14 protein-coding genes and 2 pseudogenes are annotated in these 16,564 nt (G+C 69.4%); 7 read left to right on the plus strand and 9 right to left on the minus strand.

Annotated features, from left to right (window positions below):
- Nucleotides 1-70: 70 nt before the first annotated feature.
- The gene (locus C9F11_RS13075; RefSeq protein ID WP_138959457.1) at nt 71-622 is read right to left on the minus strand and encodes a hypothetical protein; all 552 of its coding nucleotides are present in this window, start codon (nt 620-622) and stop codon (nt 71-73) included.
- 182 nt (nt 623-804) lie between these two features.
- Between C9F11_RS13075 and C9F11_RS13080 the strand changes: the two genes are divergently transcribed.
- Entirely contained in the window at nt 805-1,107 is a 303-nt protein-coding gene (locus C9F11_RS13080; protein WP_138959458.1) for a hypothetical protein, read from the plus strand.
- Between the two features lie 10 nt (nt 1,108-1,117).
- On the opposite strand, the gene C9F11_RS13085 is transcribed toward C9F11_RS13080, so the two are convergent.
- Genes C9F11_RS13085 through C9F11_RS13095 form a run of 3 tightly spaced genes read right to left on the minus strand, consistent with a single transcriptional unit; the run spans nt 1,118 to nt 4,364 of the window.
- Complete coding sequence (locus C9F11_RS13085) at nt 1,118-2,188, minus strand: prenyltransferase (protein WP_138959459.1); 1,071 nt, start codon at nt 2,186-2,188, stop codon at nt 1,118-1,120.
- Nucleotides 2,185-2,961 carry a class I SAM-dependent methyltransferase gene (locus tag C9F11_RS13090; RefSeq protein WP_138959460.1) on the minus strand — a complete coding sequence of 259 codons (777 nt, stop codon included), beginning with the start codon at nt 2,959-2,961 and terminating at the stop codon, nt 2,185-2,187. The genes C9F11_RS13085 and C9F11_RS13090 overlap by 4 nt, the downstream gene beginning before the upstream one ends.
- Nucleotides 2,955-4,364, minus strand: a complete 1,410-nt coding sequence (locus C9F11_RS13095; protein ID WP_138959461.1) for a glycosyltransferase family 4 protein — start codon at nt 4,362-4,364, stop codon at nt 2,955-2,957. The genes C9F11_RS13090 and C9F11_RS13095 overlap by 7 nt, the downstream gene beginning before the upstream one ends.
- 328 nt (nt 4,365-4,692) lie before the next feature.
- Here C9F11_RS13095 and C9F11_RS13100 point away from each other — a divergent pair, with 328 nt between their 5' ends.
- The gene (locus C9F11_RS13100) at nt 4,693-5,322 is read left to right on the plus strand and encodes a TetR family transcriptional regulator (RefSeq protein WP_138959462.1); all 630 of its coding nucleotides are present in this window, start codon (nt 4,693-4,695) and stop codon (nt 5,320-5,322) included.
- A 43-nt stretch (nt 5,323-5,365) separates the two neighbouring features.
- On the opposite strand, the gene C9F11_RS13105 is transcribed toward C9F11_RS13100, so the two are convergent.
- The 5 genes and pseudogenes from C9F11_RS13105 to C9F11_RS47360 form a co-directional block, all read right to left on the minus strand.
- Nucleotides 5,366-5,599, minus strand: a complete 234-nt coding sequence (locus C9F11_RS13105; RefSeq protein ID WP_138959463.1) for a ferredoxin — start codon at nt 5,597-5,599, stop codon at nt 5,366-5,368.
- Nucleotides 5,599-7,071 (minus strand): aldehyde dehydrogenase, encoded by a 1,473-nt coding sequence (locus C9F11_RS13110; RefSeq protein ID WP_138959464.1) that lies wholly within the window; start codon nt 7,069-7,071, stop codon nt 5,599-5,601. Before C9F11_RS13110 ends, C9F11_RS13105 begins: the two co-directional genes overlap by 1 nt.
- 94 nt (nt 7,072-7,165) lie before the next feature.
- Nucleotides 7,166-7,386 (minus strand): annotated as a pseudogene (locus tag C9F11_RS48595) (hypothetical protein); the annotation flags it as partial.
- Nucleotides 7,353-7,613 (minus strand): annotated as a pseudogene (locus C9F11_RS48600) (hypothetical protein); the annotation flags it as partial. The pseudogenes C9F11_RS48600 and C9F11_RS48595, both read right to left, overlap by 34 nt.
- A 287-nt stretch (nt 7,614-7,900) precedes the next feature.
- Nucleotides 7,901-8,161 (minus strand): hypothetical protein, encoded by a 261-nt coding sequence (locus C9F11_RS47360; RefSeq protein ID WP_171075722.1) that lies wholly within the window; start codon nt 8,159-8,161, stop codon nt 7,901-7,903.
- Between the two features lie 475 nt (nt 8,162-8,636).
- Here C9F11_RS47360 and C9F11_RS48605 point away from each other — a divergent pair, with 475 nt between their 5' ends.
- The 5 genes from C9F11_RS48605 to C9F11_RS13140 all read left to right on the plus strand — a co-directional run bounded on the left by C9F11_RS48605 (nt 8,637) and on the right by C9F11_RS13140 (nt 16,554).
- Nucleotides 8,637-8,795, plus strand: a complete 159-nt coding sequence (locus C9F11_RS48605) for a hypothetical protein (RefSeq protein ID WP_249401710.1) — start codon at nt 8,637-8,639, stop codon at nt 8,793-8,795.
- Nucleotides 8,796-9,708: 913 nt separating this feature from the next.
- Nucleotides 9,709-11,313 (plus strand): carbamoyltransferase C-terminal domain-containing protein, encoded by a 1,605-nt coding sequence (locus C9F11_RS13125; protein WP_138959465.1) that lies wholly within the window; start codon nt 9,709-9,711, stop codon nt 11,311-11,313.
- Nucleotides 11,310-12,110, plus strand: a complete 801-nt coding sequence (locus C9F11_RS13130) for a 2OG-Fe(II) oxygenase (RefSeq protein WP_138959466.1) — start codon at nt 11,310-11,312, stop codon at nt 12,108-12,110. Before C9F11_RS13125 ends, C9F11_RS13130 begins: the two co-directional genes overlap by 4 nt.
- On the plus strand, nt 12,107-15,790 hold the full coding sequence (locus C9F11_RS13135) for a formylglycine-generating enzyme family protein (RefSeq protein WP_269078083.1): 3,684 nt from the start codon (nt 12,107-12,109) through the stop codon (nt 15,788-15,790). The genes C9F11_RS13130 and C9F11_RS13135 overlap by 4 nt, the downstream gene beginning before the upstream one ends.
- Nucleotides 15,790-16,554 (plus strand): pentapeptide repeat-containing protein, encoded by a 765-nt coding sequence (locus C9F11_RS13140; protein WP_171075724.1) that lies wholly within the window; start codon nt 15,790-15,792, stop codon nt 16,552-16,554. Before C9F11_RS13135 ends, C9F11_RS13140 begins: the two co-directional genes overlap by 1 nt.
- Nucleotides 16,555-16,564 lie beyond the last annotated feature (10 nt).

Below are 16,564 nucleotides of genomic sequence, written 5' to 3' on the forward strand. Positions count from 1 at the left end.
CTTCCCGAACCCGGGGGGCTCCGCCCCCGGACCCCCGCTCCTCAAACGCCGGAGGGGCTACGAGGAGCCCTCAGCCCTTGGTGAGCTGACCTGCCGACGGGACCTGGTCCGTCACCTCCACGCCCGCGGCGCGGCCCGCCTCCTTGACGGAGTTGATCGTGTCGTCGAAGGACCCGACCACCGCCTCGGTGGAGTCCCCCTTGCGGAGCTTGGACGGGAGGTCCTTGAGGGCCTCGATCCCCGCTGTCAGGGGGGCCATGGCACGGGCGAGGGCGGCGTCGCCCTGGGCGTTGCGCAGGGCCGCCCTGAGCCGGTTGTAGCTGAAGGCCCCGGCGATCCCCGCCTTGACCAGGGCGAACCTCCGCCCGTCCGCGCCCGCCTTGAAGCGGCCGTCCCGGTACGGCTTCACGATCCACTGGTACGTCGCCCCGGCGGCGAGCCCCGCGTTGGTGACGAAGCGGGTCTTGGCGAACTTCTGCCGCTCGGCGGAGCTGGTGCCGGTGGGGCTCGCCGGGTCGCCGTCGTCACCGCCGCAGGCCGTGGCCCCGGCGAGGAGGGCGCAGCACAGCAGGAGCGGGACGAGCGCGCGGCGTACCGCGGTGGCCGGTGCGGAGCGGAACACGGGTGACCTCCCGGAGGCGGGGACGGCTCCCCCGGCCAGCAGCCTCACCCCGCCGGGGCGGCCCCGCAAGGCGGGCGGGGCCGTTGGAGGCTCCCGGCCCCGGCCCTCCCTCCCGGCCCCGACCCCGGCCCCGGCCCCGGCCCTCCGGGTTTCAACGGCGCGGAGGCCGGTACCCGCCCCTCATGTCCCCCCGATTCACCAAGAGCACCCGAGGCGGCGCCGACGCCGCGAAGGTCATCGTCGTCATCGCGAACGTCGCGGCGGTCATCATCGTCCTGTGGATCCTGATGGACCTGCTGAAGGCCAACCGGGGCAACGACCTGGTGCAGGTCGTGCGCGACGTCGCCCGGTGGCTCGCGAGCTGGTCGCACGACCTGTTCACCTTCGACGAGCGCTGGGCGCGGGTCGTGGCGGGCTACGGCCTGGCCGCCGTCGTGTACCTCGTGGTCGGCCACCTGGTGGCCGGGCAGCTGCGGCGGCGCTGACGCCGGGGCCCTAGCAGCAGTCCGGGTCCAGGCCCGTGGGCAGGTCCGTGCCCGAGAACACCCGGCAGGTCGCCTCGTCGCCGCCGAGCGCCGCCACGGCAAGCAGCAGGGAGCCCGCCGTCCAGGTGGTCTGCTCGACGGGCCAGACGGCCGCGTCGTCGTAGACGTAGCCCGTCCAGTACAGGCCGGTCTCGTCGTCGCGCAGGTGCTGGATGGACTTCAGGACGTCCACGGCGCGGTCGGACTCGCCGAGCGCCCACAGGGCGAGGGCCAGCTCGGCGCTCTCGCCGCCGGTGACCCAGGGGTTGGGCACCACGCAGCGCACGCCGAGGCCGGGCACGACGAAGCGGTCCCAGCCCTCCTCGATGCGGGCCTTGGCCTCGGCCCCGGCGAGCGCGCCGCCGAGGACGGGGTAGTACCAGTCCATCGAGTAGCGGTCCTTGTCGAGGAACCGCTCGGGGTGGCGCCGGATCGCGTGGGCCAGGGCGCCCGCCGCCAGCTCCCAGTCCGGCTGGGGGTCCTCGCGCGTCTCGGCGACGGCGAGGGCGCAGCGCAGCGCCTGGTGGATGGAGGAGGAGCCGGTCAGGAGCGCGTCGGCGACCGGGGTGCCGTCCGGCTCCCGCTTCCAGCCGATCTGGCCGCCCGGCTGCTGGAGGGCGAGCACGAACTCGACGGCGGCCACGACCACCGGCCACATCCGGTCGAGGAACGCCTCGTCGCCGGTGGTCAGGTAGTGGTGCCAGACGCCGACGGCCACGTACGCGCAGAAGTTGGTCTCGCGGCCCCGGTCGGTGACGGCGTCCGGGTCGCCGTCGGCGTACGCCGCGTACCAGGAGCCGTCCGCGTTCTGGTGCCGGGCGAGCCAGTCGTAGGCGCGGGCGGCGGCCGCGTGCTCGCCCGCCGCGTCCAGGGCCATGGCCGCCTCGGTGTGGTCCCACGGGTCCAGGTGGTGGCCGCGGAACCAGGGTATGGCGCCGTCGGGGCGCTGCGCGGCGAGGATGCCGCGGACCGTGTCCGCCGCCTGATGCGCCGTCAGAACGCCGGGCAGGACCAGGTGTTCGGTACGCTCCGGGCTCGTCACGCCCCGGCCTTCGCGTCGACGGGAGCGGGAGCGGCGGCGGGGGCGGCGGCGGCACGCGGCAGGTGCGGCTTGGTCGCGTACGCCACGAAGCTCTTGCCGATCAGCGGGTTCAGGGCCTGCTCGGCGAGCTTCGTCGCCAGCGGCTTCTTCATGATGTCCCAGACCAGGAGCTTGTGGTAGGCGCGGACGGGCAGCGCCTTGTCGTTGTCCACGCCGAACGCGCACTTGAGCCACCAGTACGGGGAGTGCAGCGCGTGCGCGTGGTGGGTGCCGTAGGGCTTGAGGCCCGACTCCCGCATCCTGGCGAGGAGTTCGTCGGCGCGGTAGATGCGGATGTGGCCGCCCTCGACCTCGTGGTACGCGTCGCTGAGGGTCCAGCAGACCTTCTCCGGGCCGTAGCGCGGGACCGTCACGGCTATGCGGCCGCCGGGCTTGAGGACCCGGACCATCTCGGCGAGGACGCCCTTGTCGTCGGGGATGTGCTCCATCACCTCGGAGATGATCACGACGTCGAACGACTCGTCGGGGAAGGGCAGGTTGAGCGCGTCGCCCTCCATCGCGGTCGCGGTGGCGCCCGCCGGGGCCTCGCCCGCCTCCTTCATGGCCGCGAACCACTTCGCGACCTCGCGGATCTCCTCGCCGTTCCGGTCGAGCGCCACCACCTGGGCACCGCGCCGGTAGCACTCGAAGGCGTGCCGTCCGGCCCCGCAGCCGAGGTCGAGGACGCGGTCCCCCGGCGCGAGCGGGAAGCGGGTGAAGTCGACGGTCAGCACGGGGTCCTGCTTTCGTGGTGGGGGCCAGCAACTTCGGAGAGGGCGGCGGCGGGAGCCGCGCCGCGCGGGGCGGCGGGGCGGACCGGGGCCGTGCCCGCGGAGCCGGCCATGGCCGCGCGGTAGCGCTCCACCGTGCCCTGCGCGGCCCGCGCCCAGGTGAACCGTTCGAGGACGCGGGCGCGCCCGGCCGCGCCGAGCCGGGCCCGCAGCTCCGGGTCGCCGAGGAGCCGTCCGAGGCCCGCGGCGAGCGCCCCCGAGTCGCCGGGCGGCACGGCGAGGCAGGTGCGGCCGTCGGGCCCCGCGACCTCCGGGATGGCCCCGCCGGTCGTGGCGAGCAGCGGCGTCCCCGTGGCCATCGCCTCGGCCGCGGGCAGCGAGAAGCCCTCGTACAGGGAGGGCACGCAGGCGACCTGGGCCGAGCGCACCAGGTCGACGAGTTCCGCGTCCGTGATGCCCTTGACGAACTCGACGGCCCCTTCGAGGCCGTACCGCTCGATGGCGGCGGCGACCGGGCCGTCCTCGGCGCGCTTGCCGACGACGACGAGGTGCGCGTCGGGGTGTTCCGTACGGGTCTTGGCGAGCGCCTCGACCAGGTGGATCAGGCCCTTGAGCGGCACGTCGGCGCTGGACGTCGTCACGATCCGGCCCGGCACCTGGGGCACGGCGGGGTCGGGCGAGAAGAGGTCGGTGTCGGCGCCGATGTGGACGACGTCGATCCGGTCCGGGCGGACGCCGAGGTGGTCGACGATCTCCTGGCGCGAGGTCCCGGAGACCGTGACGATCGAGGGCAGACGGCGCGCGACGCGCTTCTGCATGCGCGTGAACGCGTACCAGCGCCGCACGGACGCGCGGCGCTTCCAGTCGGCGGCCGCGTCCAGCTCCAGCTGCCGGTCGACGGTGATCGGGTGGTGGATGGTCGTCACCAGCGGGGCGCCGAGGTCGCCGAGGAGGCCGTAGCCGAGCGTCTGGTTGTCGTGGATGACGTCGAACGCGCCGCGCCGGGCGCGCAGTTGGCGCCGGGCCCGCAGGCTGAAGGTGACCGGCTCCGGGAAGCCGCCGGTCCACATCGTGGCGACCTCGAGGGCGTCGATCCAGTCGCGGTACTCGTCGCGCTTGGGGGTGCGGAAGGGGTCCGGCTGGCGGTAGAGGTCCAGGCTCGGCAGCTCGGTCAGGCTGAGCCCGTCGAGGTCCTCGCCCTCGTCGAGCACCGGGTAGGGCTGGGCGCCGATGACCTCGACGCGGTGGCCGAGCCGGGCGAGCTCACGCGAGAGGTGCCGGACGTACACGCCCTGGCCGCCGCAGAACGGGTTCCCCTTGTAGGTCAGGAGAGCGATGCGCAGGGCGCGGCCGCCGTCCGTCGCAGGGCCCGGCGGGGGGCCCGCCTCTCTGGCCTCAGCGGTCACTGTCGGCCCCCTTCTTCCTTCAGTTGTCCGGGAGACTACGCCGGGACGGTAATGTAGAACAAGTTTCAGAGTTCGTTCCCGTCGCGACCGCCCGTGATCGCCGGACGGGCTCGAATCTACCGGCAAGTAGCCACGCCGGAAGGCCGGGATCAGGTGATTCGCGCCACGGCGACCGCCCTGCTGTACGGTCGCATCGCGGTCGTGGTCCCGGCGTCCCACGGACGGGACCACGGGGCGGAACTGTGGGATCTTTTGCGGACGAGTGGGCCGGGCTCGGGACCCCCGGGACCCCAGGGACGGCTGACGGGACTGACGGGGCGACGGGACGATGACAGCTGACGCGAAGACGGCCGGGGCGCGGGCGACGGTGTCACCCCCGCTCACCGAGCGCCAGGAGGCGCGCCGCCGCCGCATCCTGCACGCCAGTGCCCAACTGGCCAGCCGGGGCGGCTTCGACGCGGTCCAGATGCGCGAGGTCGCGGAGGCCGCCGGGGTCGCGCTCGGCACGCTCTACCGCTACTTCCCCTCGAAGGTGCACCTGCTCGTCGCGACGATGCAGGACCAGCTCCAGCACATGCACGCCACGCTGCGCAAGCGGCCGCCCGCCGGGGAGACGCCCGCCGAGCGGGTCGCGGAGACCCTGATGCGGGCCTTTCGCGCGCTGCAGCGCGAGCCGCACCTCGCCGACGCCATGGTGCGCGCCCTGACCTTCGCCGACCGCTCCGTGAGCCCCGAGGTGGACACGGTCTCGCGGCTCACGACGGCGATCGTCCTGGACGCCATGGGCCTGGACGGGCAGCCGACGGCGGCGCAGCTCTCCGCGGTGCGGGTGATCGAGCACACCTGGCACTCGGCGCTGATCACCTGGCTCTCCGGCCGGGCCTCGATCGCCCAGGTGAAGATCGACATCGAGATGGTGTGCCGGCTGATCGACCTGACCGCGCCGGACGCGGCCTAGCCCCCCGGGGGGGAAGGCGCGCCCGGCTCCGCGGAGCGCCCCGCTACTCCTCCGGCGGGAACACCACCTCGCCGCTGCCGAGCAGGGTGATCGTGATGGCCTCGACCGGGCAGCCCTCGGCGGCCGCCAGGAGCTGCTCGGAGGCGTCCGTCTCCGCCCGCCGGGGGTGCGACTGACGGGCGGGGTCCAGGGCGAAGCCGTCCGGCGCGAGGTTCACGCACATCCCGGAGCCGATGCACACCGACCGGTCGACCTCGACGTGCCAGCGGTCGCCCATCAGGCCCCGGCCCCCTCGGGCGCGTACCCGGCGGGCAGATGGATCATCTTGTGCTCGAAGTACTCGCCGTATCCCTCGGGCCCGAACTCCCGGCCGAGGCCGGAGTTCTTGTAGCCGCCGAAGGGGCCCGCCATGTCCAGGCTGAAGGTGTTCACCGCGTACGTGCCGGTGCGCACCCGGCGGGCGACGTCCAGGCCGCGCTCGACGTCGGCGGTCCACACGCTGCCGCTGAGGCCGTACTCGGAGTCGTTGGCGATCCGCACGGCCTCCTCCTCGTCGCCGTACTCGATGAGGCAGATGACGGGCCCGAAGATCTCCTCGCGGGCGACCCGCATGGAGTTGTCGACGCCGCCGAGCAGCGTCGGCTCGACGTACCAGCCGCGGTCGAACCCGGCGGGGCGGCCGCCGCCCGCGAGGATCTTGGCGCCCTCCTCCTGGCCGATGCGGATGTAGTCGAGCGAGCGCCGCTGCTGCCGCTCGGCGACCAGCGGCCCCAGTTCGGTCGCCGGGTCCATCGGGTCGCCGACCTTGAGCGCCGACGCGGCGGCGGCGAAGGCCTCGGCGAACTCGCCCGCGCGGGAGCGCGGCACGAGGATGCGGGTCTGTGCCACGCACGCCTGGCCGTTGATCATCCACGCGTAGGGCGCGATGCCCGCCACCGCGCTCGCCGCGTCGGCGTCCGGCAGGACGACGGCGGCCGACTTGCCGCCCAACTCCAGGGTGACGCGCGTGAGATGGCGGGAGCAGACCTCCATGACGCGCTTGCCCGCGGCCACGGACCCGGTGAAGGACACCTTGTCGACGCCGGGGTGCCCGACGAGGTACTCGCTGACCTCCCGGCCCGCGGAGACGATGGAGAGCACGCCCTCCGGCAGGCCCGCCTCGGCGACGATCTCCGCGAGGACGTACGCGTCGAGCGGGGTCTCCGGGGAGGTCTTGAGGATCACCGGGCACCCGGCGAGCAGCGCGGGCGCGAGCTTGGCCGCGGCGGTGAACTGCGGGACGTTCCACGGCACGACGGCCGCCACCACGCCCACGGGCTCGCGCCGCACCAGGATCCCGCCGAGCACGCCCGCGCGCGCCTCCTCGTAGGTGAACTCCCGCGCCGTGGTGATCGCCGCGTCCCAGACCATCATCGCGGCCAGGGCCTGGACCAGGACGGACGCGGTGATCGGGGTGCCGTTCTCGGAGCTGATGACCCGGGCGAGCTCCTCGTGCCGCGCGGCCAGGCCGTCCTTGATCTTCGTGACGACCTCGATCCGCTCGTCGAGGCCCATGCGCGGCCAGGGCCCTTCGTCGAAGGCCTCGCGGGCGAGGGCGACGGCCCGGTCGACGTCGGCCGTCGCGGCGTGCGGCACCCGTGCGAAGACCTCACCGGTGTGCGGCGAGACGACCTCGATGACGTCCTTGCCGAGCGGCCGGGTCAACTCCCCGCCGATGAACAGCTGTCCGTGCTCCACGAGTTCCGTCATGGCCGACCGCCTCCTGCGGGACGCTTTCTGACGCTGTTTCAGAACTGATATCAGTTCCAGTTACAGTAAGCCAGGGCTAGCGCCGAAAGGGCTCTCACCAGCGAATACACCACCAGTGAGGGCTTCGGCAAGCAGCTTGGTTCACGTCTGGGCCGCGAAAGCCCACGCCTGCCGCGCGGTACATGCTGTCGACGGCCTTCCGCGTGCGGCTCTCGCCGCTCGTCATGAGGTGCGGTAGACCCTCAGAGTGAATCTGAGATCGCTGTGCCCCAAGTGCCGACTCAGGGATTTGATGTTCCCCCCGCCATCAAGGAGCTCTTCCAGCGGTGACATTCCAGGGTGAGGGCGGCTTTGGCGATTGACGTCATTCGATTCGAGCTGCAGCGGGATCTGCGGAAGATGCGCCAAAGCTTCAAGCGGGCCATGCCTCGCTCGACAGGTGCGCGGGCGATGGCCGAGCGGCGGCTCAACACGTCTCGGTTCGATTTGAGTTCACTGCCGGGTGGGCGCCTGAGGCCGGTGCTCACCCAGGGACCGGCGCCGCTCGAGACGGCGAGCAGGGAAGCGAGCCGCTGCGCGGTGCCGGTCTCATCGCCGGTCCGGCCGAGCCCGTACCCCCAGCAGGCGACGAAGTGACCCTTGCATACACCAACAGCCTCGGTAAGGCTGGGGTTGATCGGGCGCATCACGCTTACCATCTGGTCGTCCGTGTTTATGCCGGTGAATCCTCATGCCCTGAACTAATCCACGAGATTAGCTGAGGCGGTGGTCGTGCCCATGCGCCGATCTCACCGCAGTCTTGTGCGGCCCGGCGCCTGACAACCTATGACTATGACACGGAGTGGATCAGATCTCTGGCCCCTTCGCTGTTGATCAGGCTCACTTCCACATCGGAGGGCGCGAAGGACGTCGATAGCCTGTCTCTGCTGTGGCTTGCGGTGAACTCGAAGACAGAGATCACCATTGCCCCCCGGGCACGGTCGCGCAGCAGGCGGCCGAAGTGCGACAGGCGATCCAGCGGCAGCGCCGGGACCGGATCACCGAGATCGTCGAGTTGAGTGCCGAAGCGCTTGGGACTTCGGCTTCTCACGCGCGCAACGGTTAGATGGTCGACTGCTCCGACATGACGATCGACTTCCCGCCGGCAGGCTCTAAAAGCACATCCAGCACCTATCAGACCCTCAACTACAGTGCTCAGCAGTGGAAATACCGCCTGATTGGGCCCGTGCAGCCGGGAGAGCGAGCATCATGACAGCATGGACGCGCACGATCGGCGCGTCGGCGCCACCACCCTAAAGGCGGCTCAGACTGCCCCGCGGCTGGTCACTCGGGAACACCACACTCGCAACCATCGACGCGACACCCAGGCTGGGGCAGCCCTTGGGTTCCAGCGTCGCTGGTGTACAGCAAGCCGTGGCCCGCTGGGAGAGCACGACCGCACCGACCCTTCCAGACGAGCGGTATCAGCTCCTGCTCGCCCACATGCATGGACGCGCAACTCGGACGGCCAGCACAGCCTCGGCCTCGGCTCCGACTGCGCCGAACTGCGCCACAGCCTTGCCCACTTGGGAGAAGGCGAACGCCGACGCCATGAATTGCGCGCCCTGCTCCTAAGCACCGCCGCGGATGCGGGCGGCGGCCTGCTCGCCCTGCTCGGCCCGACGACGCAGCAGACCTCACCGCAGCGCTCACCGATCCGTCCCACCTTGACGAAGAGCTACTGACCGGGATGCGCGCCACCAGCAACTATGTGAACGGGTAAGTCGGCAACATCCCGTTCGTACGCCTACAACTGCTGCTTGCCCCCGCCGTCGAGTCCTGCCGCCGTCTGCTGGCAGGTGCCGTACCCGATGGCTACTCACTGAACTGCCCTCGATTGCGTCACAGGCGTACACCGCGGCCGCCACCTCTCCTTCGAAGCCCACCTCAACGCGCGGCATCGACGCCGCGCGTCAGCTCATCGATGCCGCCATACACGACGCACGAGCCGGTACGAGCATCACCGTCCGGGCCCGCGCGCACCCACGGGAGCAGAGATCGCCGCACGCGCCGGAGCCGGACGGCACACCCAGACCACGCTGTCACTGGCCTGGTACAACCAGGATGGCGATCCGTTATCGAGCAGCTTCTCGCCCTGCCACCCGTGCGTCTTCGACGGGCCGTGCGATCTGTACGTCGGCGACCCGGCAACTGCGAACGACGCCGCCCGGTCCACCCACGCACTCACCACGCCACGCGAACGCGTACAGCGCGCCATCCCCCGATCAAGCCCTCGCGCACATCCAACTCAGCGCCGAACGCCGCCGCCGAACTGCTGCACGCATGCATCGACGGAGCATCGAGCACGGGCGGCCGCCTCGCCACCATCAGGCTGCGTCGGGCACGGTAGGAGCTACGCCCCTGGCGTACCGAGGGATTCGTCGCCGACCTCGACGACCACCTGATCGACGCGCTCGGCGCATAGGGAGAAGAGCCTGGGTCACTGGCAAACGCAGGAAGGCCCGGCGTGGCACACCAGAGTCGGGTATGCAGTCTTCGCCATGCTCAACTCGCCTTACCGATAAGCACATTGACCTGCAGAACCGCCCATCGTTAGTCTTTGCCGTAGGACGAGACAGCTGCCCGGTGGGGGGTCTGGTGCGCATCCTGTCAGTCAAGCCTGGGCATGACGGGACCGTCGCCCTCGTCGAGGACGGGCTCCTCGTCTTCTCACACGAGAGCGAGAAGGACTCCTTCCCCCGGTACACCGATCTCACCCCATCGTCCTTGCTGAATGCCGCCGAGCGGTTGGACGGACCGCCCGACGTGGTGTGTCTCAGTGGGTGGGTGAAGGGATTCCACTCCATCGACCCTCCCCTGGGTGCGGGGTACTTCGGGTTCGACGAAGGCGGCATCCTCACGGGTGAGAGCCGCTTCTTCGGTAGTCCCGTCCGTACCTTCAGCTCCACTCATGAGCGGTCCCATCTGCTGAGCGCATACGGGATGTCGGAGTTGGAGCCGGGGCAGCCCTGCTACGCGCTGGTCTGGGAAGGCAACATCGGGTCGTTCTACGCCTTCACACCGGACGTCCAGGTCAGGCGCCTGTCCACTGTGCTGGAGGACCCAGGCAACAAGTACCAGCACATTTTCGCCCTTGCGGATCCTTCCACCTCACAGGAGCACGGAGGATTCCGCTTCTCCAATGCCGGGAAGCTCATGGCGCTGACCGGCTTCGCCCGCAGCTCCAGTGTGTCGCAGGCCGAGCGAGATCTGATCGAATACATCCTTGACCAGCCCTCGATCCTACTCACTGCCCCGAAGGAGAAACTGGTCTGGTCGCCCTTCTACGACATAGGAGTGGAGAGCCAAGAGTTCAAGGATCTCGCCGCGAAGCACTCCCAGGCCATTTTCGACCGTTTCCTCACTGTAGCTGAGCGGGAGCTCACAGAGGGCCTACCGCTTCTCATCGCCGGTGGTTGCGGCCTGAACTGTGACTGGAACCAACAGTGGCGCGACTGCGGCCTCTTCCCCGAAGTCTTCGTGCCACCGTGCCCGAACGACGCCGGCTCCGCTATCGGCACCGCGGTCGATGCACAGCGTCACTTCACCGGCCAGGCGAAGATCACTTGGGACGTCTACAGCGGGCCGGACTTCGTCTACGACCAGAGCCCGGAACAGATCGCAGAGCACTTCACGGACGAGCCCTTGGACCTGTCCCGGGTCGTCAGTCTACTGGCCCGAGGCCAGGTCCTCGCCTGGGTCCAGGGGCGGTGCGAGATCGGGCCGCGCGCGCTCGGGCATCGGTCGCTCCTGGCCGCTCCGTTCGAGGACCAGATGCGTGAAACGCTCAACCAGATCAAGCACCGGGAGGGCTATCGACCCATTGCCCCAGTGTGCTTGGAAGAGGACGTGGGCGAGCACTTCGACTGGAATGGGCCCAGCCCTCACATGCTCTACTTTCAGAAGGTCCGTAACCCGTCCCTGCGCGCGGTCACCCATGTTGACGGCACGGCTCGGGCCCAGACTGTCAGCTCCGCACAGAATCCCCAGCTGCACAGCCTGCTACGAGCTTTCAAGCAGGTGGCCGGAGCGGGCGTGCTCTGCAACACGTCGCTCAACCTCCCGGGCCGGGGCTTCATCAATAGGACCACTGACCTGATCAAGCATGTCCTTGACCGTGGCATCGACGGCTTTGTCCTGGCCGATCGGCTTCACCTCGCCCGCACGCCGACCGCCGATGCAGCGCAGGGGAGGCGGCCATGACCGGTGACCACCGGATACTGACGCTCACCGGGTTAGCCAAGGGCTGCCTGGAACCATTGCTGGCCGGAGGAGTCCTGGCCGTCCGCGTACCCGGCTTCACGGACCCGGCGGAGGCTCACCGCATGGCCCACCGTCTCGTGGCCCACCCCAGCTTGTCCGCCTATCGCAACACTCCCGAACTGGTCCGCGTCGGCGAAAGCCATTACGAAACTCATGACGTGGACGGCAGCAAGAACGTCCGTGCGCTCGCAGAGTATTTACGGAACGCGGACACGCTCATGGAAGAGATTCGAGTCTGCTGCGCGCTGTCCCTCTCTCCGCTGGACGTGCTGTGGCGGGACCTCGACGCTTTCTACGGCCTGGAGCGCGCCCGCATCGACAACCAGCCGATGTTTGCCGGGGTGTGCCGCATCTTCCCCGAGGGTAGCGAGCTCCTCCCGCACAATGACCGGCTCAGCCGTGACGCCCCCGGGCTGCCCCTCGGTCGTGAACTGGACGCGCAACTCGCGGCAAACATCTATCTACAGGTGCCCGAACGGGGTGGCGAACTGCAGTTGTGGGACCTCCGGCCGGATGAGGCACAGCTGGCCGCGTGGAGCGCGTCCTGCAGCGAGTACGGGACCGACCGGGCTCTTGTGCCACCGCCTTCGTGTGCCCTCCCTGTCACCGCTGGTGACCTGGTACTGATCGACGCCACGAAGCTGCACGCCGTGTCCCGACAGGAGCAAGGTTCCCGAATTGGCCTGTCCTGCTTTCTCGGCCTTCGTCACGGCCGCCCCATCGTCTGCTGGAGTTGATCCCTCTGACCCCCCGTTCCCGGGCTTCTGCTCCCGCGCCTGGACACATCGGTGTCCGCCTGCGGAGGTTGCGCCTGGCCAGCCGCCTCTCCCAGTTGGAGCTCGCCAGCCGGATGAGGTTTCCCGGACAGATCGTCACCGAGGTCGAGCGCGGCGAACAGGCTCCCACTGAACGCTACTTGGAGAAGTTCGTGGCGGCTGTCGGCCTTCCGCCACAGCAGATCGTCGTTCTGTGGGAGGAGTTCCGGCGCACCCCGTCCACTGCCGCAGGTGCCTCCGCGCAAGGCACGGTCCGGGACCGCGGCTACTGCCCCTATCGCGGCCTGTACGCCTTCCGGGAGCAGGACGCCCCTCTCTACCATGGCCGCTCGAGCGTGGCCCGGCGCCTGGTTCGCACGATCGCGCACGTCTCGCTCGCCGGTGTGGTGGGCGCTTCGGGCAGCGGCAAGTCGTCCCTCGTCCATGCAGGCTTGATCCCCGCGCTGCGACGTCAGGAGGACTGGGCGGTCGCCGCATTCCGGCCCGGCTCCCATCCCTACGCGGCACTGGCCGGCGCGTTGGTCGAACTGGCGCACCCCGAGGCCACCGTGGAGCAGAACGCCGCAGCCGCTGCCAGCATGGCCGAGCGCATGCGTACCGGTGGTATCTGCTCGTCCATCGAGCAGACCGTGCGCCGTCTCGACCGGCCACTGCTTGTCTTCGCCGACCAGTTCGAGGAATTGTTCACGCATTGCCGGGACAGACAGGAGATCGAACAGTTCCTTGCCCACCTTGCCGACTTCGCACAGGAGCATCCCGGTGATACGTCGCGGGCGAAGACTGTCCTGACCCTGCGAGGCGATTTCTACGGCCGGGCCGTCGCGCACCGCCGATTCTCCGACGTGCTCCAGGATCACGTCGTTAATCTGCCTCCGATGAACCGAGCCGAACTGCGCAGCGCCATTGTGGAACCTGCACGAGCGCGACAGCTGAACCTGGAGGACGGTCTGGTCGATCGCATCCTCGACGACGTGGGCAGCGAACCTGGCAACCTACCACTTCTCGAGTTCGCCCTCACGCTGCTGTGGGACCGGCAGTCCTCAGGCAAGCTCACACACACGGCGTACGAGGCGGTCGGCGAGGTCGTAGGGGCGATAGCCACCCGGGCCGAGGAAGTGTACTCGGCCCTATCGCCACAACAGCAGGACACGTCAAGGCAGCTGCTGACACGGCTCGTACGGGTCGCCCCCATCGGCGAGGAGGGCGAGGACGCGCGTCGTCGCACTCCGGTCGCCGAACTCGCTGGCCTCGCCCGCGTCGACGAGGTCATCGCCGCGCTGACGGACGCTCGCCTCCTGGTGACCGACTCCGATGAGCAGGGCCGGCCGACCGTCGAGGTGTCTCACGAGGCGGTAATCCGCAGCTGGAACAGACTAAGGAGCTGGCTTGACGGCGACCGGCAGTTCCTGCTGTGGCAGCAGCGCACCCGCCGCCGCTACGAGGACTGGCGTGCCGGTCCTGACGACCCCTCGACCGCCCTGCACGGTCGACTGCTTGCCGAGGCAGAAGGGTGGCTCCAGTCACAGGGGAGCGATGCCGTGGCCAGCGACCTTCAAGAGTTCATCCGGCACAGTGCGGACATCCACCGAACCGAGCAACACCAGCAGGCCCTAGCGCAAGTGGAACAGCTCCTGACGGTGAAGACCGACGAACTCCTGGCCGTCATGACCCAACTTGCCCTTCACCGTTCAGTCGTTGACGAGCGGGTCCGGCAAATCCTGCGGGGTGAGGTTGAGCTTCGAGCGGGCGCGGCCGACGACCTCACGCATGAGGACATCTGGCGGCTGCGGCTCTTCCTGGCCGGGGCGGACCCGGTCGAGGCAGCGTGGATCGGCCGCAACCTGCGTGGCATCGGCCCTAGGGCGCTTGCGGTTGCTCGGCAGATCTTGTCGCCGATCGGCGGGGTACTGCGGGAGCAGCTCCGGGAGGCGCTGCTCGACACTGGGGCCGATGGGACCAGCGCGCGCTTGCACGCCGCAGTACTCCTTGCGGACACGGCACCCCCTCCCGATGACGATCGTTGGAGCGGCATCGCACAGCGGCTCACCGCCGAACTCCTCGAACAGGACCAGCTCCACCTCCCCGCATGGCTGGCAGCGCTGGGTCCGGTCGTCAAGTATCTGTTGGAGTCACTGACAGCGACTGCGGTGGACACATCCGTACGAGAGACGGTGCGCGAGACCGCCGTGTCGGTCCTCCAGGAGGTTGCGGCCGACCGCGGGGACCTTTTGGCGCGGCTGGCAAGCGGCGGCCCGGAGCACGCGTACACCGAGGTCGTCCGACGCCTCACACAGAACCCGATCCTAGCGGTCCACGAAGCGGCACAGACCGAACTCCGATCCATCCTGCAACTCCCGCTACCACCAACTAGCACTGAGGAAAAGCGAGTTGAACTCGGCCGATATCGCGCCGCCGCCGCTTGCACACTGCTTCGGTTCTCCCGCACAGACGGCATCCTGGAGCGGATGGTGACGGCTCCGGATCCGGAGTTCGCCACCCAGTTCGCTCATCAGGCGGCGCAGCGTGAGGTTCCGGCCGAGGCGCTCACGGGAATGCTGGCGGAGGCCCCGGACACTCAGGCCCGCTACTACCTGATGATGGCGCTCGGCGAGTACCGGCCCGATTCATTCTCCACGGCAGCGCAGTTCGACAGGACCGAGCGCCTCATTCTCGACCTCCACCGCAGCGACCCTTCCGCCGCCGTACACAGCGCCGCCTGCTGGCTCGACCGCCGCTGGAACCACCGCATCGACAACACAGAGCACACTGCGCCATACGACCCCACCGGCCACCGTGCCTGGTTCACCTGTGCCACGCCGCTCGGCGGACGGCTCACCTTCAGCGTGTTCCGCCCGGGAAGCCTGTTCGTGGGTTCCCCGGAGGACGAGCGGGAACGCAGCAGCTACGAGGGTCCAAGGCGTCCCACCACTCTCACCCGGTCGTTCGCCGTGTGCAACGCGCAGGTCACACGTGGCGAGTTCGAGACGTTCATGGCGCAGACCGGGCGACAGGGCCTGCCGGACATCAGCGAGTGGAGCGACAAGCCGTCCGAGCCGGTGGTCGCACCCACCTGGTACGAAGCGGCGGATTTCGGTGCCTGGCTCACGACTCAGCTGGCCCCTGGCTCCGCCCCGGTCGAGTTCGGTGCCGACGTCGACGACCACCCGGTAAACCAAGCCGAATGGGCCGGCTTCCGGCTGCCCACGGAGGCCGAGTGGGAGTACGCATGCCGCGCAGGCACCACCACCGCGTACAGTTTCGGCTCCGATCGTCGACTGATCGACGCGTACGCGTGGACGTCCACGAACTCTGGCCTGAAGACCCACGCGGCGGGTATTCTCCGGCCCAACCCGGCCGGACTCTTCGATGTCCATGGCCAGTGCTGGGAGTGGTGCTCCGACTGGTACGCCCTCTACGGCTCCGAGGCAGAGTCGGATCCTCGCGGCCCTGAATCCGGCGACAGACGAGTCCTGCGCGGAGGCTGCTGGAACCTCAGCGCGCGATACGCCCGATCCGCATGCCGCAACGCTCACATTCCCTCGAATCGCAACTACTACATCACCTTCCGCCTGGCCTTGACCGTTCCTGAGCCCGCCCCTGCATGGGAGGGCGGCCTCATCCCCCTTCCCTGGAGCGGCTGATGTCCAGCCATCGCGGTCCTCTTTCCCCGATTGCCATCGGGGCCCTGATCATGGCTGCGGGTTTGATCGGCATCGTCGTTGGCCACGTCTCCGCCAAGGGCTGGACCTGGTCGGGCCTGGTCAGTGATGTCGGCAGCTCGGTGGGCGCAGAACTCATCGCCGTCGCGGTCACCGTGCTGATGATCGACCGACTGGCCGAACGGCGTGAATCCGTCAGGCTGCGCCAACAACTCGTGCGCGAAGCAAGCAGCACGGACCACGGGCTCGCCCTCCGCGCCATCCTCGAACTGGACGTCCGTGGCATGCTCGCCGAAGGCGCGCTAGTTGATGCGCGGCTGCAGGACGCGAACCTCCACGACATCGTGCTTGAGGGGCGGGACCTCCACGGAGCCGACTTGGTCGGCGCAAATCTCCGCAAGGCCAACCTCTCGCGCGCCAACGTGACGGACTGCGACTTCAACAATGCCGATCTATCCGAAGCCGTGATTGAGATGACCGACTTCACCGGGGCACGGCTTCAGGACGCCCAGCTGAATCACGCGGACATGGCCCAGGCGATACTCCGGTCCGCCGACCTTGCCGGGGCCAACCTGGCCCACTCCGACCTCACCGAGGCGGACCTGCGAGGCACAGTGCTACGCGGCGCCGATCTGACCGGCTGCCTGCTGGACAACGTCCGCATGGACTCATCGACTACCTGGGATGAGACGACGCGTTGGCCCGTCGGCTTCTCACCGGAGGCAGTCGTCGGCGCGGCGATCTGAGCCCGTCCAG

Source organism: Streptomyces sp. YIM 121038 (assembly GCF_006088715.1).
GTDB lineage: Bacteria > Actinomycetota > Actinomycetes > Streptomycetales > Streptomycetaceae > Streptomyces.